The following is a 19,848-nucleotide window of genomic DNA, read 5'->3' on the forward strand; positions in this document are numbered from 1 at the left end:
CGCGCGAGACGCAATCAGGCGGAGTGGCGGGGCGGCTTGCGCGGCGTGGCAAGCCAGGGGTCGGCATAGCCGGAAGGCGGCGGGGCGGCGGCCGCCGCATGACTGAACTGGCCGGCCGACACCGCGATGAAGCCCGGCGGCAGCACCGCCAGCCCGCAGCAGACGCCGGCAGCGCGCAAGCCCTGCGCATCGGCGGCGGACTTGCCGCCCTGCTCGACCGCCGCCGGACGGTGCGCGCGATGCGCATGCGGCGCCGGCTCGGCCGCTGCGGCCGCATGCGCCAGCGGCGCGGCGCCGGCCGGGCAATGCCGGCCAGCCAGCGCCAGCACCGCCTGGGCAGGCAGCGCGACGAGCAGCAGCAGCAGCAGGCAACGGCGCAGGAAGGTCATCGGTCGAGTATAGGTCGCGGCCGCGCGCCGGCGCCGGTGCGGCATCAAGCCGCGCCGCCGGTCGGCAAGTCGTCCTACAGCGCGTCATGTGCAGGCTGTCTAGTCTGGGTCGGAGGCCCATTCCAACCCGAGAGACGAGGCAGACCGATGCAGCCAACCGTACTGGCCCAGCGCGCGATCGCGCCGCTCATGCCGCCGCCGCGCCGCCCGGCCGAACGGCTGATCCAGCTCGGCGCGATCGACGACGCGGCGCTGGCCGACGAGCTCCAGGCCGGGCTCGAAGCGCGGCCGGCGCGCGTCTCGCCCAAGTTCCTCTACGACGAACTCGGCTCGCGGCTGTTCGACGCCATCACCCTGCTCGACGAGTACTACCCGACCCGCACCGAGGCGGCGATCTTCGCCAGCCAGCGCGCCGCCATCGCGCGCGCGGTCGGCGCCGGCTGCACCCTGATCGACCTGGGTGCCGGCGACTGCCGCAAGGCCGAATCGCTGTTTGCCGCGCTCGCGCCGCAGCAGTACGTGGCGCTCGACATCTCGGTCGACTACCTGGCCGGCGCGGTCGAGCGGCTGGCGCGCGAATGGCCGCGCATCGACGTGCTCGGCATCGGCCTCGACTTCAGCGCCGACTTCGCCCTGCCCGCCGACGTCTGCGGCGCCCGGCGCCTGTTCTTCTATCCGGGCTCGTCGATCGGCAATTTCGCGCCCGACGCCGCCGTCGCCCTGCTCGCCCGGCTGCGCGACCAGGCCGGCGCCGACGGCCAGCTGCTGCTCGGCGTCGATCTGCTCAAGCCGGTCGCCGAGCTCGAAGCCGCCTACGACGATGCGCTCGGCGTGACCGCCGCCTTCAACCGCAATCTGCTGCGCAATGCCAACCGCCGGCTCGGCGCCGACTTCCGCGCCGCCGACTGGCGCCATCTGGCGCGCTGGAATCCGACCCAGGCCTGCATCGACATGTACCTCGAAGCCCGCTACGACATTGAAGTGGTCTGGCGCGGCCGCAGCCATTTCTTTCCGCTCGGCAGCCGCATCCACACCGAGTCGAGCCACAAGTACTGCCCGGCGGAACTGCGCCGACTGCTGCGCGGCGCCGGCTGGCAGCTCGACCATCTGTGGCTCGATGCCGACGAGCGCTTTGCGCTGGCCCACGCCCGCGTCGCATGAGCCCGGCCGCGCTCGCCGAGCGCTATCGCGCGGTCCGCGCCGCCAGCGTCGCGCTGCTGCACGGGCTGTCGGCCGAGGATTGCGCCGCCCAGTCCATGCCCGACGCCAGCCCGGCCAAATGGCATCTCGCGCACACCACCTGGTTCTTCGAGACCTTCGTGCTCGAAGCCCACGAGCCCGGCTTCGCGCCCGCGCAGCCGGCGTTCCGCGCGCTGTTCAACTCCTACTACCAGGCCATCGGCACGCCGTTCGCGCGCGACCGGCGCGGTCTGCTCACCCGCCCGGCGTTCGACGAAGTGCTGGCCTGGCGCGCCGACGTGGATGCGCGCATCGCCCGGCTGCTCGGCGGCGCCGACTGCCACGCGCCGAGCGAGCTCGCGGCGCGGGTCGAACTCGGCCTTCAGCATGAACAGCAGCATCAGGAGCTGATCGTCACCGACGTCAAGCATCTGCTGGCGCAGAACCCGCTCGCGCCGGCCTGGCATGCGGCCCGCGCCAGCCGCCCACCGGCCGCCGCCGCGCCGCAGTGGATCGCCCGCCCCGCCGGTCTGGTCGAGATCGGCCATGCCGGCCCCGGCTTCGCCTTCGACAACGAAACCCCGCGCCACCGCGTCTTCCTCGACGCCCATGCGCTCGCCAGCCATTGCACGACCGCCGGCGACTATCTCGGCTTCGTGCGCGCCGGCGGCTACGACCAGCCGCAGTGGTGGCTCGCCGAAGGCTGGGACCGCGTTCGCCGCGACGGCTGGCGCCATCCGCTCTACTGGCTCGCGCCCGACGCCGGCCAGGCCGACTGGCGCGAATTCACCGTCGCCGGCATCGCGCCGCTCGACCTCGCCGCGCCGGTCGCCCATCTGTCCTATTACGAGGCCGACGCCTATGCACGCTGGGCCGGCGCCCGCCTGCCCACCGAAGCCGAATGGGAAGCCGCCGCCGCCAGCGCCGACCGCCGCTTCGCCGACCTGACCGGCACCGTCTGGCAATGGACCGCCTCGGCCTACTCGCCCTATCCCGGCTACCGCCCCGATCCCGGCGCGGTCGGCGAATACAACGGCAAGTTCATGGTCGGCCAGCAGGTTTTGCGCGGTGGCTCGTGGGCGACGCCCGCCGGCCATGCGCGAATTCCCTATCGCAATTTCTTCCCGCCCGGCGCGCGCTGGCAGATCGCCGGACTGCGTCTCGCACGCGACTGTCAAGGCTGATCGCGGCAGCGAGCACCCGCCACGCGGACCGGCGCGGGCCACCGTGCTCCGCCATCCGGTCCGGCTTTATCCGCCGCCGGTCGGCCCAAGCCCGGGAAGACCCGGAAGCGGGCAAGGCACAAATCGCCGCTTTACTAACTAGGGTAAACCCTAGTCATTACAGTTCATTTTTCTCACAATGCAGAAATGTGTCGCTTTTTAAGACCGGCAATGGTTTGTGCCTTGCAGCTTCGTTTCATGCCGACTAGCCACTGCAACAGTCACCCGGTTTGACTACGGGTGGAATTTATTCATTCCTCGCAAAACACCTAGCAGCGCCTAATCCTCATTCCTAATTCATTTGGGTTTTGCCATTCAGCACGCATTTCGCCCCCCTCGAATTCCAACTCTCTGCCCGTATAACTGCGCCCTGTTCCGATTCGCTCTTGGATGCCGCCCACCCGGCAACCGCCAGCAATACCGCGCGGCAATTGCAATTGAGCGCTCGCATATCGGCAGGATTTGGCAAGAGGAATTTCCATGTTCGAAAAGACCTTTCATCTGACGGCGGTTGCCGCTGCCTCCCTGTGCCTGATGGCACTCACCGCCTGCAGCGGCGGCTCCGGTTCCGACACCAGCGCGAGCGGCACGGCGGCCACGGCCCAGTCGGCCACCGAAGACACCACCTTCGCGCACAAGGTCGATCCGGCCGCCAACGACGTGAACACCGAGGATTCGCTGCCGAAGTTCGATGCCTCGGTCAAAGCCACCGCGGCCGCCACCGTCGACAGCACTTTTGCCGCCTACGGCGAACAATGGTTTTCGCTGCGCACGCAGAACCTGACCGTCGTGCCGGGCAGCGCGCTCGACCTGTCGGGCCCGCTGAGCGGCTACAACAGCAAGTCGATGTGCGCCAACTGGGTGCTGCCGACCGCGCCGATGCCCACCTCGGCGGCGGCCGCCACCGCCACGGTCGACGAGCTGCAACGGCGTGGCTTCAATTTCGTGCGTTTCCATCTTTTCGAATCGGGCCTGATGAAATCGAGCCCGACCGGCAATGCCGATATCGATCCGGTGAAACTCGACCGCTTCTTCCGGCTCGCGGCCGAATTGAGCAAGCGCGGCATCGGCTATAGCGCCGACGTGTTCTCCAGCTCGGGCGGCTACATGGCCGGCGGCGCCGATGCCGAATCGGCCTCGCCGTCGGGCGATGCGAAGACGCTCATCAACACCAGCGACCTGTTCCGCAACAACTGGAAAACGGTCGTCAACAAGGTTTTCAACACGACCAACCCGTATCTGGGCAAGCCGCTGCTGCAAGACAGCAGTCTCAAGCTGCTGATCGGCGTGAACGAGAACCCGATGGCCTTCATCGCCGGCTTCTCGGGCAGCTTCAACGCCGCCTACAAGCCGCTGTGGAACACCTGGCTGCAGAACAAGTACGGCAGCGACAGCGCCTGGCGCAGCGCCTGGGCCAAGGTGTCGATCGGCGGGGCCGAGAGCCTGTCCGGCGGCACGGTGAACATGCCGCCGTACTCGCCGTCGTCGAAGACCCAGCGCGAGGCCGACTTCGCCGCCTTCATCGCCGCGACCGAAACCTCCACCTCGAACTGGCAGCAGGCCTATCTGAAGGGCCTGGGCTACACCGGCAAGTTCAGCCAGTACAACGTGCGCAACAGCTGGATGGAAGTGGAGTCGCGCAATGCCGTCTCGGCCGTGACCTACAACACCTACAACGACCATCCCAGCTCGTATGGCCTGGGCGGCTCGATCAAGCACGCAAGCCTGTTCGACAACATGTTCGGCTACCTGTCCAAGGCGGCCATGCTCAACACCTACGCCAAGCCGACCTACCTAACCGAGGTGTCGGACGTGTACTGGAACAAGTACCGCCACGAGGCCGGCGCGGTCATCGGCGCGATGGCCGCGCACCAGGACTGGCAGGGCATCTGCAGCTTCGCCTCGCTGACCGACGCCACCACCTACGACACCAACGCCTACTGGGATCGCTATCGCGCGATGCAGACCTTCATGGTCTGGGGCGATCCGATCAACGTGGCCAACGACCGCATCGCGGCCATGCTGTTCCGCCGTGGCGACGTGTCGAAGGCGCGCTACAAGGTCGGCTATGTGGTGCGGCCCGATGAAATGAACGCCTACAAGTGGGGCGCCACCTGGCTCATGAGCTATGGCGGCCACTTCATCAAGCGCGCGCTGGTCAACGGCGTCGAGCTGATTCCGCCGAGCGTGACCGACGGCAACAAGAACTGGACCGGCCCCGCCGCCGACGCGCCGGCCGAAATCCGCGAGCCGAACCGCGTGACCGACGACCTGACGCCGACCGTGCGCGCCGCCTATGTCGGCAGCGCCGATCCGACCTGGTTCGAGATGGCCGCCCGCATCCGCGAGAGCGGCAAGATCGACTCGACCAACAAGACCAATGCGCCGAGCGGGATCATCCAGAGCGATACCAACCAGATCTACTACGACATCCCGAACCAGCTCATCGACGTGGCCACGCCGCGCTCGGAAGTGATCGTGATGGGCGAGCGCAGCGACGCGAAGCAGGACTTCATGAACGTGAGCCGCTCGACCCCGCATGTGACGGTGGCCGCCATGTCGCTCGACGGCGCCAACCTCACCGCGTCGAAGCGGATCCTGATGGTCCATCTGAGCAACGTGAAGGGCTCGGGCATGAAGTTCTCCGATGCCAACGAGCAGACCGTGACCAGCTGGGGCACCTTCCCGATGCTGGTGCGCGGCGCCAAGACCGACATCCAGCTCAAGCTGAGCCCGACCGCCGGCTGGAAGCTGTATGCGCTCGACCTGGCCGGCAACCGCCTGGGCCAGATGTGGACCGGCAACATCGGCGGCAAGCTCGGCGTGTCGCTCGACAACATGAACCAGTGGATCGGCCCGGTGTTCTATTACGAACTGGTCCGCGAATGATCGACGCCGGTCCGGGCCAGCCGGCCCGGGCCGCTGCGGCAAGCGAGCCCCGCCCTCACCGGCGGGGCTTTTTCATGGGCGGCGCAAGCGCATCCACAGCAGTTGCAGCCGCTGCCGGAACAGGCCCGCGCCGAGCAGCAGGCCCGTGGCGAAACCCGCGCTCAGCAGCAGCAGCTGCCAGAGCGGCACCAGGCCGCCGCCCAGACGCAGCAGCGGCAGCGACACCAGCAGACCGGCAAGCGCGCCGATCAGCCCGGGCAGCGCCAGCGCCAGCAGTTCGGCCCGGCGCGCGCCGAGGAGGGTGGCGGCGGTCGGCAGCGACACCGTCAGCGTCACCAGCCAGGGCCGCAGCGCGAAGCCGGCGGCCACGCCGGTAATGCCCCAGAAACTGCCCAGCCCCAGCAATGCAAAGCCCAGCAGCGTGCCGAGCGCGCTGTTGCGCAGCAGCCGGCGGCCGTCGCCCGTGACCACCGGCATCACGTACATGAAGTGCTGCAGGCCGAACGGCGCGCCGGCCAGCGCCAGGATCGCCAGCACGGTCGACGACTCGCCCCAGCGCGGCCCGAACAGCAGCGGCACCAGCACCGGCGCCATCAGCGCCAGCCCGATGAACACCGGAAAGGTGATGACGCAGCTCAGCTCGGTGAGCTGGTTGAACATGGCGCGCAGCTGCGCCGCGTCATGCTTGACGCGCGACAGATAGGGCACCGAGATCTGCTGGAGCGAGCCGCCGATGAGATCGTTGGCCACCACGAACAGCCGCTGCCCGATCGAGTAGATGCCGAGCGCCGCCGGCCCCATGAACTGGCCCACGATGATGGCGTCGGCGCGCACGTACAGCGCCTCGAGCAGGCGCGAGCCGACGATGCCGCGCGCAAAGATCAGCGGCTCGCGCAGCGACTCGCGCGAGAAGCGCACGAACGGATTCCAGCGCGCCACCGAGAAGGTGACGACGACGTCCATCACCGCCTCGACCAGGGTCTTGATGACCAGCGCCCAGCCGCCCCAGCCGATCCACGCCAGCCCCACGCCGACCGCGCCGCCGACCAGCATGGTGAGCATCGAGCGCAGCGCCAGCGCCTGGAAATCGAGCCGGCGCTTGAGCATGGCCTCGGGCACGCGCGCCAGCATCGCCACCGGCAGCACCAGCGACATCAGCGCCACCATGCGGTCGGCATCGGGCTGCTCGGGCAGCAGCGCCCGGCCGAGCGGCCCGGCAAGACAGAAGATGCCCAGGCCCAGCAGCGCCGCGACCGCGAACTGGCCCCAGAACACCGCCGACTGCTGCTGCGGCGTCGATTCGCGCGACTGCACCAGGTAGTCGCTGACGCCGAGGTCGCAGACCATTTGCAGCACCAGCAGCCAGGAGGCGATGAGCGTGACTTCGCCCACCTCGGCCGGGGTGAGCAGGCGCGCGAGCACGGCAAACACCACGAAGGACGTGGCGCGCGTGCCCCAGGTGCGCGCGGCGGCCCAGAAGGCGCCGTTCAGCAGGGAGCGGGAAGCGGTCATGGCGGGGATGAGCGGGCGCGCGGCGCGCGCTCAGACCCGGTAGTAGTCGCGATACCAGGCGGCGAAGCGGCGCACGCCTTCGGCCAGGCTCACGCGCGGCTGCACGCCGGTCCAGGCTTCGAGCGAGGCGGTGTCGGCGCAGGTGGCTTCCACGTCGCCGGGCTGCATCGGCAGCAGTTCCTTGATGGCCGGGCGGCCCAGTTCGGCTTCGAGCGCGCCGATGAAGTCCATCAGCTCGACCGGCTCGCTGCGGCCGATGTTGAACAGCCGGTACGGCGCCCAGGAGCTGGCCGAGCTGGGCGCGGCACGGTCGAAATCGGGATCGTGCGCGGGAATGCGGTCGAGCGCGCCGATCACGCCGGCGACGATGTCGTCGATGAAGGTGAAGTCGCGCCGCATGCGGCCGTGGTTGAACACCTTGATCGGCTCGCCGGCCAGGATGGCGCGCGCGAACAGGAACGGCGCCATGTCGGGCCGGCCCCAGGGGCCGTACACGGTGAAGAAGCGCAGGCCGGTGGTCGGCAGCGCATACAGATGGCTATAGCTGTGCGCCATCAGCTCGTTGGCCTTCTTGGTCGCGGCGTACAGGCTCACCGGATGGTCGACCGCGTCGGTGGTGGCAAACGGCATGCGCGTGTTGCCTCCGTAGACGCTGGAGCTGCTGGCATAGACCAGATGCTGCACGCCGCTGTGGCGGCAGCCTTCGAGCATGTTGAGAAAGCCGACCAGATTGGCCTGGCCGTAGGCGGCGGCGTTCTGCAGCGAGTAGCGCACGCCGGCCTGGGCCGCCAGATGCACGACGCGCTCGAAACCCTCGGCGGCAAACAGCGCGGCCAGTGCCGGCGTGTCGGCGATGTCGAGCCTTTCAAAGCGGAAGCGCTCGGCGCCGGGCGCGGCGGCCAGCGCATCGAGCCGCGCCTGCTTGAGCGCCGGGTCGTAGTAGTCGTTGAGGTTGTCGATGCCGACCACGGTGTCGCCGCGCGCCGCCAGGGTCTGGGCTACCTGCATGCCGATGAAGCCGGCCGCGCCGGTCACGAGTACCTTCATTCGGCGCTCGCCGGGCCGGTGCCGCGACCGATGCCCTCGTAGTCGAAGCCGAAGCCGCGCACGAGTTCGGGATCGAACAGGTTGCGGCCGTCGAGGATGACCGGCGCGCGCAGCCGCCGCTTGAGATCGTCGAAATCCGGGCTGCGGAATTCGAGCCATTCGGTCACGACGAGCAGCGCATCGGCGCCGTCGGCGGCGGCGAGCGGGCTGGCGGCGAACGTGAGGCCGGCGCGCTCGCCGAAGATGCGGCGCGCCTCGGTCATGGCGACCGGGTCGTAGGCGCTGACGGTGGCGCCGCGCGCGAGCAGATCCTCGATCACGACGCGACTGGTCGCTTCGCGCATGTCGTCGGTATTGGGCTTGAAGGCCAGACCCCAGACGGCGAAATGCTTGCCCGTCAGGTCTTCGCCGTGGCGGCGCACCACCTTCTGGCCCAGCACGCGCTTCTGCGCATCGTTGGCGCGCTCGACGGCGGCCAGCACTTCGAGCTGCTGGCCCTGGTCGGCGGCGGTGTGCACCAGCGCCTTCACATCCTTGGGAAAGCAGCTGCCGCCGTAGCCGGCGCCGGCGTACAGAAAGTGCGTGCCGATGCGCGGATCGGAGCCGATGCCGAGGCGCACGCGCTCGATGTCGGCGCCCATCTTCTCGGCCAGCAGCGCCAGCTCGTTCATGAACGAGATGCGGGTGGCGAGCATGGCGTTGGCCGCGTACTTGGTGAGTTCGGCGCTGCGCAGGTCCATGGTGATGAGCCGCTCGCGGTTGCGCTGGAACGGCGCGTAGAGCGCGCGCATGAGCAGGATGGCGCGCTCATCGTCGGCGCCGATCACGATGCGGTCGGGCCGCATGAAGTCGTCGACCGCCGCGCCTTCCTTGAGGAATTCGGGGTTCGACACGACGGCGAAATCGACCGGGTTGCCACGCTTGGCCAGTTCGTCGGCGAGCGCGGCGCGCACCTTGTCGGCGGTGCCGACCGGCACGGTGCTCTTGTCGACCACCACCTTGTAGTCGGTCATGAGGCGACCGATGCTGCGCGCCGCCGCGAGCACGTATTGCAGATCGGCCGAGCCGTCCTCGTCGGGCGGCGTGCCGACGGCGATGAATTGCAGCGTGCCGTGGGCGACCGCGCGGGCCACGTCGCTGGTGAAGCGCAGCCGGCCGGCCTTGACGTTGCGCGCCACCACCGCGTCGAGCCCGGGCTCGTGGATCGGAATGCCGCCGCCTTCGAGGATGCGGATCTTGTTTTCGTCGAGATCGAGGCAGAGCACGTCGTTGCCCATTTCGGCCAGGCAGGCGCCGGTGACGAGGCCGACATAGCCGGTGCCGATCATTGAAACTTTCATGGGGGCTCCCGAACGGTTGGGGTGGCGCTGCGGCGCGGCTGACGGGCCCGGCGGGCCTCAGTCGCGCGCCTGCACGGCGCGGGCGGGCTCGGCCTCGGCGCCGGCATGACCGGGCGCGAGATAGAGCCGCTGGATCTGGGCCAGGAAGGTCGGCGCGACGCGGTCCCAGCGGTAGCGCTCGCCGGCGTCGATGCATTGCGCGCGCATGGCGCCGAGCGCGGCGCGGTCGGCGGCCGCGCGCGCGATGGCTTCGGCCACGCCTTCGACGCTGTAGTCGCAATGGAAGCCGGTGCTGCCGTCGTCGACGTAATGCGTGAGCGTGCGGATGCGGTTGCAGATGACCGGCAGGCCGGCGACCAGGTACTCGAACAGCTTGGTCGGCGGATTGAACTCGAAGTGGGCATTGGGTTCGAGCAGGGTCACGCCGAGGTCGGCGCGCGCATAGGCGGCGAACACCTCGGCGCTCGACAGCAGGCCGTGCACTTCGAGCGCGTCGGCGCGGCCGGCGGCGGCGAAGGCGGCGCGCAGCGCGCCCTGGTCGGCCTCGGGCGCGCCCACGATCAGCAGCCGCACCGGCACGCCGGCGGCCAGCGCCGCGAGCACGCCGCCCACGATCTGTTCGCGGCCGCGCTCGCCGGTGAGCGTGCCGGCATAGCAGACGGTGACGGCGCCGTCGGGTGCCTGCGGCCGCAGCCGCGCCGGCAGATGGTCGACGCTGACGCCCATGTCGACCAGCTTGACCCGGCCCGGCCGCGCGCCCTGGGCGATCAGGTCTTCGGCCATGAAGCGGCTGATCGGCATCACCACCCGCGCCGAGCGCATGCCCCAGTAGGTCAGGCGCCGGAACGCGCCGGTGAACAGCCCCTTCACCGAGCCGCGCGCATGGCGCGAGAAATAGTGCGAGGGCATCTCGTTCCAGTAGATGGCGACCGGGCGCCGGCGCAGCCACAGCGCCGCCATCGACAGATGCGAGGTGAACAGGAACACCGGCGCCGGCCGCGCGCCGGCCAGATGCAGGCAGACCAGCAGGCAGTAGCGCACCAGCGACCAGTAGCTGCCGTCCGACACCGCCAGCACCTGCACCCGCGCATCGGCCGCCAGCCCGAGCCGCGGCGGATGCGCCGGGCTGCGCACCACCACATGCAGCTCGTAGTGCTGGGCCAGCAGTTCGAGCCGCTGACGGTAGATGGCAAGGCCGGGCTGGTAGTCGTAGAACCAGGTCACGACATGCAGCGGCGGCTTGGGCGGCACGGCGGTCATGCGGGCGCGCCCTCCGGGCGGCCGCGCATGGCGGCGGCGCAGGACAGGACGCGCGCCGGCAGCGGACGCGCGGCGGCAGCAGAGCAGGTCTTCACGGCAGCTCCCGGTTCGGCGATATGCGCATTGCCGTCATCGGCGCCGCACGCAATCCATTCCAGCCAGCGCGCCGCCGAATGAATGGCGGCCACGCGACTGGAATGAATCTGGAATTTCGCATGCGGCTTCGACATGGACTGCTGACTGTCATCGAATGGAACAATTGATCGAACTGCGTTCATCTGCGCCCCGGCAGTGCTGGCGCCACCAATCCCGGACTGAATTGCCAATTGCCCGGGCCGGCAAGTGGCCGAATGCAAGTCGAAACTCATCCGCGAATCGCGGCAAATTCGGACGCGGCGGGCGCCGATTGCGCCGGCGCCGTGGCCGCACCGCACCAGGTCACCGTGGCACTTTCATGCGTCCAGGCGTCGTAAAGCGCGCGCACCTTGCCGGTCGAGTTGTCGCCGATCGAATTGGGAATGCCGAGCAATACCGACAACACATGCGCATGCAGCCGATCGGTGAGCACGGTTTCGCCGCGCGACAGCAGCGCGATTCCGCGCCGCAGCCGGGCTCGGCTCAATCGCTCGTAAAGCCAGCCGAGCAACTGGTGATCGCCATCGAAAGCGCGAACGACACCGCCCATCAGATGGATTGTGCGCTGCCACAAGCGCTCTTCCCGATCTTCGTCCAGCCAATCGACCACCGGCACATCCGCGCCGACCGCCAGCGATTGATCGGCCCGTCTTTCCTTGTCGGAGCGCAGCAGCGCAATGCGCGGGCATTGCGCCGGCAGCCGCGGCAAGGGCCCGAGCATGAAGGCCAGATCGGGCACCAGCCAGGCCTCGATGCCGAATCGGCTGCGGAATTCATCGGCCGACGGCCGATCGCGCACCAGCAGTTGCACATTGGGCCGGCGCGCCAATACCTCGCGCGTGCGCTGGGCCAGGGCACCGGCCGGATCGTCGAAATGGGTGCTGACCGGCAACTGGATGATGATGTTGTCGGGAAAGGCCTCGAAGATATCGAGTCGGAAATGCTGGTGATGCACCCAGAGGCTGCCGAAATTGCCACCGCCATTGAGCAGAAAGGCGAGCCGGCGATCGCGCGCCAATTCGCTCAGGCGCGCCATGTCGGCATTGCGGCAATCGGAGTAGTAGCGCACCTTCAATCCGAGCCGGCGCACCAGCGCCAGGGCGCCGAGCCAGATGAGCGAATCGCCCACGTTCGAATTGTTGGGATAGTCGAGCAGCACCACCTCGCGCGCGCCCTGCAGCAGGCTGCGCACCCGCTCGAGCAGCTGGTCCTGCAATCGCGTCAGCAGCGCAATGTCGGCTGCGCGGTCGAAGCCTGCGGTATCAGGAAAGCTTGCCATGCTTGGCCGCCTTTCCCGCCGAATCGTCGATGGGCTGGCTGCGGCCCTGGATTGCACGGCCGGCAGCCGCTTCGACCGAAGCTTCGAATTGCGGTCGCACGCCGCTCCAGCGGTATTGGCGAGCTTCGATCATTGCCGCCTCGCTCATGGCGCCGAATTGCGCCCGATCGCGCCAGAGCCGCCGCACGGCATCGACCAGACCGTCGACGCCATACGGAAAGATCGCGCCCGAATAGCCTTCGCGCAGGTAATCGGTATGGGTGCGGATATCGCTCGCAATCACCGGCAATCCGGCCGCGAGATATTCGAACAGCTTGGTCGGCGGATTGAATTGCCAATGCGGCCGGTTTTCCCACAGGCACAAGCCGGCATCGGCTTCGTCGAGCCATTGCGGCACTTCGCGGCCCAGCACCCGGCCCTCGACGCGCACCACGTCGCCGATGCCAAGCTCGGCCACGCGCTCGCGGCAATAGTCGAGCTGCTCGGGCGAGGCGCCGACGATGGTCAGATGCGCCGGCACGCCTTCCTGCTTGAGTCGGGCGAAGGCGTCGAGCATCACGTCGCGGCCGCGCGCCGGCTGCACTGTGCCCACATAGATCACGCGCAGCCGATCGCCGATCTGGCGCACCCGGGCATGGGAATAGAAGGTTTCATCCACGCCCATCCATTCGACCCGGGTATGGCCGCCTCTCACGCCATGCGCGAGCAAATCGTCGCGCAGCGTATGGCTGATGGGCAGCACCACCGCCGCCCGATTCGAGGCGCGATACCAGAGCTTGAGCATCAGCGTGTAAATGCGCCGCTTGAGCCCGCGATTCTGGTCGCGCGGCACGATTTGCAGCGGATGCTCATTCCAGTAGAGCGCCGAGCGCGGCAATGCGGCCGACAAAAAACCGAAATGCGATCCGAGCAATACTGCCGCGTGGTAATCGAGCAGACGCACCCGCAGCCACAGCCGCCATTGATAGCGCAGCAGTCCGGGCAGATCGGCCTTTTCGGCCAGCAATATCTGGTCGAATTCCACGCCATCGAAATCGCTCGGATCGAGCGGCCGCCGCGTGAAAACCATCAGCCGGTAATTGTCGGCCAGCGCGCGCAAGCGGTACTTGAAGTCGAGCATGCCCTGACTTTCATAGAACCACGTCGCGACGACGCATAACGGTCGTGTCATTTCGACAGCTCGGCAGTCGCCGGCAGATGTGCATCGGCATGCGCGGCGGCAATGCCGCGAAAACCGCTGGAGGCGCGCACCGACTTGCGCCGGGTGCTGGGCATTTCAGGCAGGCCGCGCGCCACATGAATCGCATAGCCGATCGCGAAGTAATACAGCCATTGCGTCGGCGGATGCAGATAGACGTAGTTCTGATAAAAGTGGAACGGCACCCCGATGACCATGATGGCGAGCGCCACATGCACCTGGGCCCGGGTCTCGGGGCTCAATTGCGGATGGGCGCTGATCTTGAGGATTAGCGCAATCGTGGAAATCGGGATCAGGAAGAAGGTAATCATCCCGAGCAGCCCGAAATCCCAGAGCAGCGCCGCCGCCGTGGTCCAGTTGATGTTGAGCGGGTAATACTTGGCCGCCGCCTTGCCCATCGAAAAGGTTTCGGAAGCGCGGCTGGCAAAGATTCCATAACCGAGCCAGCGCCGCGGAATGTCGCCGCGCGCATCCTGATTCCAGAGTGCAATCACCGCGGCACGCGACAATTCGCCGGTATTGACCGACACCTGATCGGGATTGAAGGCATAGGTGAGCGACTTGGTCATGCCGTCCGATTCGCTCGCGCCAGTCACTTCCTGATTCTTGGACCAGTACATGGCCTGATAGGCAAAGATGATGGCGAGCGCAAAGCCGCCGGCCGCCACCAGCATGTAGACGAATCGGATCGGCTTCTTGCGCAGCGTGTCCCAGAAGGCGGCGGTCAGGCCCATCGGCAGAAAGGCGATTACCGCCTTCACTTCGCCGGCAAAGATGCAGGCGAGGCTGGTGCAAATGACGAGCGCGACAGCTGCAATGCGATGCACGCCCACGCGGTAGTAATTGGCCGCCAGATAGAGCGAGACCAGGCAATAGAGCACCAGGGTGGCATTCGAGCCGCCGCCAAACGGATCGCCGCCGAAGGTGCCGACGATGGAATCGAATTCGGAAGCGCCCTGAAGTCGCTGCGGCATGATGACGATGCGCTGGAATGCCACGAATGGCACCTGAATCAGCGAGCACCAGAACAATGCCTTCCAGGCCCAGGCGATGAATTTCTCACTCGCCATGCCGAGCGCCAGCACATACATCAGCGGCCAATAGCCGAAATAGGCCTTGATGCCGAGCAGCACCTGATCCATCGGCGCGCCGCCGACGACCGACGACACCAGCACCGTGACCGGAAACGCCGCCGCCACCAGCAGCACCACATTGGACAGCGTGGCGATCGGACCGCGACCGGGCCCGTCGCCGCTGCTGCCGCTGCGTTTGCGCTCGCGCGCGCCGGACAGCAGCTCGATGGGAATGCGCACGCCCAGCACCACGCCGAGGCCGGCGGCCGGCCAGTAGGCATTGGGGCCGAGCGGCGTGAAATAGACCAGCACGCCCGAGAGAAACACGCTGTAGATGAGCAGTGCGCGCATCAGCGCCTCGATCGGCAGCGCGAACGCGAACATGCCGAGGATGGCGGCGAGCACCAGCACGGCCGGCTTGATGCCGGCCACCGCCACGACCAGCCCGTAGGCGGCCGCGAGCATGAGGGCCACGGTGCAGATCACCGTGGTCAGGGTGTTGGGGAATTCGAAGGTCTTCTTCATGAGGCCGTCCGTTGCCGAGCCAGGGAACAAGCGGTGGCAACCGCCGGCGACGGGGACGCGCTGCGGGCCGGGCTCCGCGGCGCGTCCCGGCGATCAGAACTCGTTGAGCACCACGCCGACGATCTTGCAGCCGGTGTCGCGCAGGCTGGCGCTGAAATCGCGCAGCTGGGCGGCGGTCGTGCGGTCCTTGCGGGTCACGATGACCGCATGGCCGCAACGCGCCGCGATGGCGCGCGCATCCGAGCCAAAGGAGCCGGCCGGCGTGTCGAGCAGCACATACGAGAACTTGCTGACGAACTCGCGCAGCAGCAGCGAGAACGCGGGCCGCTCGATCAGTTCGAGCGGATTGGGCGGCGTGACGCCGACCGGCAGCAGCGCCAGGCTCGGAAAGCCGCGCACCTTGTGGATGACGTCGGCTTGCGTGCGGCCCGACAGCACGCCGGCCAGACCGATGCTCTTGGGGCTGGCGAACATCTCGTGCTGACGCGGCTTGCGGAAGTCGGCATCGACCAGGATGGTGCGGCGGCCGAGCTGGGCGAAGGCGATGGCCAGATTGCCGGCCACATAGCTGCGGCCCTCGCCCGGATTGGGGCTGACGATGGCGATCGGCACCTGCACCGACGGCTCGGACAGCGCGCCCGACAGCAGATGGCTGCGCACGCCGCGGATGGCTTCGGCGGCGGCCGTGAACGGCGCGGTCGCGCAGACCAGCTCGGGCGCGAGGCCCGAATCGGCGCTGCTGTCATACGGATAGTGGAACTGGCGCGCGAGCGCATAGCGCACCACGTCGGCCGAGGCATAGCCCAGCTCGATCGCGGCCTCGCCGAAGCGGATGCCGCGCGTGCGCTGGTGCGACAGGATCTCGTTGATCTGGTCGGTGCTCAGCGCGGCGACTTCCTTGAGGATTTCGCCAAGCGGCCGGTCGCGGATCTCGGGCTCGGCCGGGGCCTGCTCGGGCACGGCGTCGCGCGCCACGATGGTCTCGACGCCCTGCTGGCCGCCCTCGGCGGGCGTGGGTCGCGTGTGGATGTTCATGGGGTCTGAGTTCCTTGATCGTTTCGCGGGTGCTTGAGGTCAGCGGCCCAGCAGGCCCTTGCCCGATGCCCCGCCCGGCAGGGCGACGGCGGGCGAGCCCTGGAGGCGGGCGCTGGCCGGCGGCAGCACGCCGAGGATGGGCGCATCGACGAAGTCGGCGGCGTCGTAGACCGTGCGCACGCGGCGGTCCGACAGTTCGACCAGGATGGCCACGCACAGCGCCAGCAGCGCGCCGCCCACGACCGACACCAGGATGTTCAGGAACACCTTGGGCTTGGACGGGCGATCGGGAACGCTGGCGGCATTGAGCACGGTGGCATCGGTGATGCTGGCCTGGCTCTGGATGTTGCTTTCGGCGAAGCGTTGCAGCGCCATGTCGAAGACCTTCTGCGCGCTGTCGACTTCACGCGCCAGCACCGACAGGTCGTCGCGCTGACGGCCGAGTTCGAGCACCTTCTGGCGCTGGTTGTCGACGGCGCGGCGCATTTCGGCTTCGCGCTGTTCGCTGGCCTGGCTGGCGCTGCCCATGCTGCTCGACAGCGAGCGCAGTTCGCGTTCGAGGCTGTCGCGGGCGGCGGCCAGCTGGGCGGCGCGCAGCTGATAGGACGGATGGTTGGGGCCGTAGGCCTTGGCCACCTGATCCAGCTCGCTCTGGGCGCGGGCAACCTCGCCGCGCAGCTGGGTGATGATTCCGGAGGTGGCGATCTCGGGGATCGCGGCACCGGCACGGCCGCCCTGGGCCGCACGCGAACGCGCATCGGCCGACGAGCCCTGGGCCAGCGAGAGTTGCGACGACAGCTCGGCCAGCCGCGCGCTCTCGATGTCGAGCCGCGCATCCGAAGCGGCGATCTTGTTCTCCTGCTGATAGGCCGACAGCTTGGACTGGGCGCGTTCGAGGTCGCCGCGCAGCGTCTTGAGCTGCTCGTTGAAGAACTCGGCGCTCTGGCGCGCCGGCTGGGTGCGCATCTGCGTGGTGAAGCCGCGATAGGCGTCGGCGTAACCGTTGGCGATCGCCGCGGCGGTTTCGGGATCGGGCCAGGTCACGCTCACGGTGAGCAGCTGGCTGTCCTTGGCGGCGGCCACGTCGGTGCGCCGGCCGAGCAGATCGGCGGCGAAGTCTTCGGGCGAACGCACATCGGTCGCGTCGGCCAGTTCCTGCTTGATGAGCGGTTCTTCAAGCAGGTTGAGCTTGCGCACCACCTGGGTGGCGATGCGCTTGCTTTGCAGGATCTGGGCTTGCGTGGCCATGTAGGTGGCCGCCAGCGCCGGCGTGACCATGGCCACCGAGGCGCCCGCGCCGCCGCCGAGCACATCGGCGCCCTTGGGATCGACCACGAAGTTGACCGAGGCGGTGTACTGCTTCGGCATGATGAGCGACAGCACGGTGGTCACGCCGACGACGGTCGCGAACACCGCAACCGCGATGGTCCAGCGCGCGCGGATGACGGTGAGGAGTTGGAAAAAGTTCATGGCCTCGCTCTCAGAAGACGCTTTCGCGCACGTAGATCACGTCATCGGCCTGGATGACGGTGGTGGGGCCGACGCCGGGGACGTCGGTGGTGCGGCCATCGGCATCGCGGCGGGCAACCCGCACGCCGCGCTCGGTACCGCGCAGCGTGATGCCGCCGCCGGCCGAGATCGCCTGCTGCACGGTCATGTTGCGTTCGAGGCGGAAGGCGCCCGGACGGTTGACCTCGCCATAGATGTAGAACAGCGGCGCGCGGCGCACGTAGACCACGTCGCCGGCCACCAGCTTCACGTCCTGCACCGGATTGGCGCCCGGCAGATAGCGGGCTTCCAGGTCGTAACCGGTGTTCTTGGTCGTGCCGTTCTCGGTACGGCTCAGCACCACCACGTCGGCCCCGGCCGGCGTCACGCCGCCAGCCACCGCGACGATATCGGAGAGGCTGTAGTCGAGATCGAGCGGATAGCGGCCCGGACGATTCACATTTCCCAGCACCGACACCAGATGCGAGCGGTACTCGGTGACGTTGACCAGCACCTGCGGCGCCTTCACGTACTGACCGTCCTGGAGCTTCTTCGCGATCAGCGCCTCGACCTGGCGCGGCGTCAGGTCACGCACGCTGATCTCGCCGATCAGCGGGAAGTTGACGGTGTCGAGACCGCTCACCCGGGCGTCGATCGACAGGTCGGGGTTCTGGAACACCACGATGCGCAGCAGGTCGCCCGAGCCGAGCAGGAAGCGCTCGTCCGCATGGGTCTGGGCCTGGCTTGCCGTCCCGAAACCGATTGCCAGAACGAGGAGGAACAAGCTCACCAGCCGGCTGGTGAAATCGCGATTGCGCATGGAAATTTGCATGGGAAAGAGGAGTGGGTTGGACCTGCGATGGCGGAGCGCTCGTGGCAGCCCGCGACCGCAGCATCAATAGGCGTTGGTGCGGTTGGTGAACACGGCCAGCGTCTTCCAGACGATGAACAGATCGAAACCGAGCGACCAGCGCCGCAGGTATTCGAGGTCGTACTCGATCCGCGCCTGCATCTTGTCGAGGGTTTCGGTCTCGCCCCGGAAGCCATTGACCTGAGCCCAGCCCGTGATGCCGGGCTTGACCTTGTGCCGAATCATGTAGCCCTTGATGAGCTTTCGGTACTGCTCGTTGTGTGCAACCGCGTGCGGACGCGGTCCGACGATGCTCATCGTGCCGATCAGCACATTGAAGAATTGGGGCAGTTCGTCGAGCGACGTGCGGCGCAGGAAACCGCCGAACGGCGTGATGCGCTTGTCGTTGCGCTGCGCCTGCTTCACCTCGGCGCCGTTCTCGGTGACGGTCATGCTGCGGAACTTGAAGACCATGATCTCGCGCCCGTCCAGCCCGTAGCGGCGCTGGCGGAAGATGACCGGACCGCGGCTGCTGAGCTTCACGCCGATGGCGACCGTGAGCAGGATCGGGCTGATCATGAGAATGATCAGACTCGCCAGCACGATGTCGCTGATGCGCTTGATGATGCCGTTCAGCCCGACGAAGGGCGTCTCGCACACGGCCAGCACCGGCACGCCGTTGATGTCGTCGATGCGCGCCTGGATCAGGTCGAACATGAAGATGTCGGGCACGAAGTAGATGGACGCGGTGGTGTCCTTCATCTCGTCGAGCAGCGCCAGCAGGCGCGGCTGATGCGCCATCGGCAGCGCGATGAACACCGCCTCGATGGCGTTCTTCTTCACGTACTCGGCCACGGTGTCGATCGAGCCGAGCAGCGGGCCTTCCTCGAGCGGCGGCTGACGGTCGCCGGTGCGGTCGTCGAAGAAGCCCATGAACTGGAAGCCGAGCGTCGGCTCCTCGCGCAGGTTGCGCGCCAGCTTGCGACCTGAATCGTTGGCCGCGACGATCACCGACTTGCGGAAGCCGTCGATGGCGAGCAGCTGCGGCGTGAGGCGCGGAATGATGTTGTGCGCCGCATAGAGCGCCACCGGCGTGATCGCGAACCAGATCGCGAGCATCAGCGGATCGAAGTGCCAGATGAAGCGCGTGGCCCAGCCGAAGAACAGCATCAGCCCGAAGGTGACGCACCAGCTTGCGCAGACCGACACCATCAGGCCGCGCTTGATCTTGCGCATCGAGACCTCGCCCGGGAAAGTGAGCGAGAACGCGATCATTGCCAGCACCAGTTCGGCACCGCCGAAATGCCGGCCCGCCAGCAATGCCGAGATGAGCAGGCTCAGCACGACGATCGTCGGTTCGACCGACATCCGGACCAGGCCGATGAACGACGCTCGACCGCGCGAAAACGCGACTTGTGGGCTCTGA

At 67.8% G+C, this 19,848-nt stretch carries 16 protein-coding genes; 3 read left to right on the forward strand and 13 right to left on the reverse strand.

Translation table 11 applies throughout. The annotated features are described in order from the left end of the window. Positions 1 to 14: 14 nt before the first annotated feature. A complete protein-coding gene (locus B9P64_RS17335) occupies positions 15 to 389 on the reverse strand; it encodes a hypothetical protein (protein WP_085317259.1) in 375 nt (124 codons plus the stop codon). Between the two features lie 147 nt (positions 390 to 536). Between B9P64_RS17335 and egtD the strand changes: the two genes are divergently transcribed. From egtD to B9P64_RS17350, 3 genes are all read left to right on the forward strand, one after another. After that, the gene (gene egtD, locus B9P64_RS17340; RefSeq protein ID WP_085317260.1) at positions 537 to 1,550 is read left to right on the forward strand and encodes an L-histidine N(alpha)-methyltransferase; all 1,014 of its coding nucleotides are present in this window, start codon (positions 537 to 539) and stop codon (positions 1,548 to 1,550) included. Further along, complete coding sequence (gene egtB, locus B9P64_RS17345; protein WP_085317261.1) at positions 1,547 to 2,752, forward strand: ergothioneine biosynthesis protein EgtB; 1,206 nt, start codon at positions 1,547 to 1,549, stop codon at positions 2,750 to 2,752. Before egtD ends, egtB begins: the two co-directional genes overlap by 4 nt. 519 nt (positions 2,753 to 3,271) lie before the next feature. Then, entirely contained in the window at positions 3,272 to 5,680 is a 2,409-nt protein-coding gene (locus B9P64_RS17350) for a hypothetical protein (RefSeq protein WP_085317262.1), read from the forward strand. Between the two features lie 72 nt (positions 5,681 to 5,752). Here B9P64_RS17350 and B9P64_RS17355 read toward each other — a convergent pair whose 3' ends face one another. From B9P64_RS17355 to B9P64_RS17410, 12 genes are all read right to left on the reverse strand, one after another. Continuing rightward, complete coding sequence (locus B9P64_RS17355; RefSeq protein ID WP_085317263.1) at positions 5,753 to 7,192, reverse strand: lipopolysaccharide biosynthesis protein; 1,440 nt, start codon at positions 7,190 to 7,192, stop codon at positions 5,753 to 5,755. 30 nt (positions 7,193 to 7,222) lie between these two features. After that, a complete protein-coding gene (locus B9P64_RS17360; protein WP_085317264.1) occupies positions 7,223 to 8,239 on the reverse strand; it encodes an NAD-dependent epimerase in 1,017 nt (338 codons plus the stop codon). Beyond that, positions 8,236 to 9,579 carry a UDP-glucose dehydrogenase family protein gene (locus B9P64_RS17365; RefSeq protein ID WP_085317265.1) on the reverse strand — a complete coding sequence of 448 codons (1,344 nt, stop codon included), beginning with the start codon at positions 9,577 to 9,579 and terminating at the stop codon, positions 8,236 to 8,238. Before B9P64_RS17365 ends, B9P64_RS17360 begins: the two co-directional genes overlap by 4 nt. A 57-nt stretch (positions 9,580 to 9,636) precedes the next feature. After that, on the reverse strand, positions 9,637 to 10,839 hold the full coding sequence (locus B9P64_RS17370; protein WP_085317266.1) for a glycosyltransferase: 1,203 nt from the start codon (positions 10,837 to 10,839) through the stop codon (positions 9,637 to 9,639). Continuing rightward, entirely contained in the window at positions 10,836 to 11,207 is a 372-nt protein-coding gene (locus tag B9P64_RS24570) for a hypothetical protein (RefSeq protein WP_139826363.1), read from the reverse strand. Before B9P64_RS24570 ends, B9P64_RS17370 begins: the two co-directional genes overlap by 4 nt. Then, positions 11,204 to 12,253: a polysaccharide pyruvyl transferase family protein gene (locus B9P64_RS17380; RefSeq protein ID WP_085317268.1), complete on the reverse strand. Its 1,050-nt coding sequence runs from the start codon at positions 12,251 to 12,253 to the stop codon at positions 11,204 to 11,206. The genes B9P64_RS24570 and B9P64_RS17380 overlap by 4 nt, the downstream gene beginning before the upstream one ends. Further along, positions 12,237 to 13,424 (reverse strand): glycosyltransferase family 4 protein, encoded by a 1,188-nt coding sequence (locus B9P64_RS17385; RefSeq protein WP_085317269.1) that lies wholly within the window; start codon positions 13,422 to 13,424, stop codon positions 12,237 to 12,239. The genes B9P64_RS17380 and B9P64_RS17385 overlap by 17 nt, the downstream gene beginning before the upstream one ends. Continuing rightward, the gene (locus B9P64_RS17390) at positions 13,421 to 15,049 is read right to left on the reverse strand and encodes a hypothetical protein (protein ID WP_085317270.1); all 1,629 of its coding nucleotides are present in this window, start codon (positions 15,047 to 15,049) and stop codon (positions 13,421 to 13,423) included. The genes B9P64_RS17385 and B9P64_RS17390 overlap by 4 nt, the downstream gene beginning before the upstream one ends. A gap of 93 nt (positions 15,050 to 15,142) precedes the next feature. After that, a complete protein-coding gene (locus B9P64_RS17395) occupies positions 15,143 to 16,084 on the reverse strand; it encodes a polysaccharide biosynthesis tyrosine autokinase (RefSeq protein ID WP_085317271.1) in 942 nt (313 codons plus the stop codon). Between the two features lie 39 nt (positions 16,085 to 16,123). Continuing rightward, positions 16,124 to 17,554 (reverse strand): chain length determinant protein EpsF, encoded by a 1,431-nt coding sequence (gene epsF, locus B9P64_RS17400; protein WP_085317272.1) that lies wholly within the window; start codon positions 17,552 to 17,554, stop codon positions 16,124 to 16,126. 10 nt (positions 17,555 to 17,564) lie between these two features. Next, complete coding sequence (gene epsE, locus B9P64_RS17405; protein WP_085317273.1) at positions 17,565 to 18,392, reverse strand: polysaccharide export protein EpsE; 828 nt, start codon at positions 18,390 to 18,392, stop codon at positions 17,565 to 17,567. Positions 18,393 to 18,467: 75 nt separating this feature from the next. Beyond that, on the reverse strand, positions 18,468 to 19,790 hold the full coding sequence (locus B9P64_RS17410) for an undecaprenyl-phosphate glucose phosphotransferase (protein WP_176256865.1): 1,323 nt from the start codon (positions 19,788 to 19,790) through the stop codon (positions 18,468 to 18,470). Positions 19,791 to 19,848 lie beyond the last annotated feature (58 nt).

Source organism: Derxia lacustris, from assembly GCF_002105195.1.
Lineage (GTDB): Bacteria > Pseudomonadota > Gammaproteobacteria > Burkholderiales > Burkholderiaceae_E > Derxia > Derxia lacustris.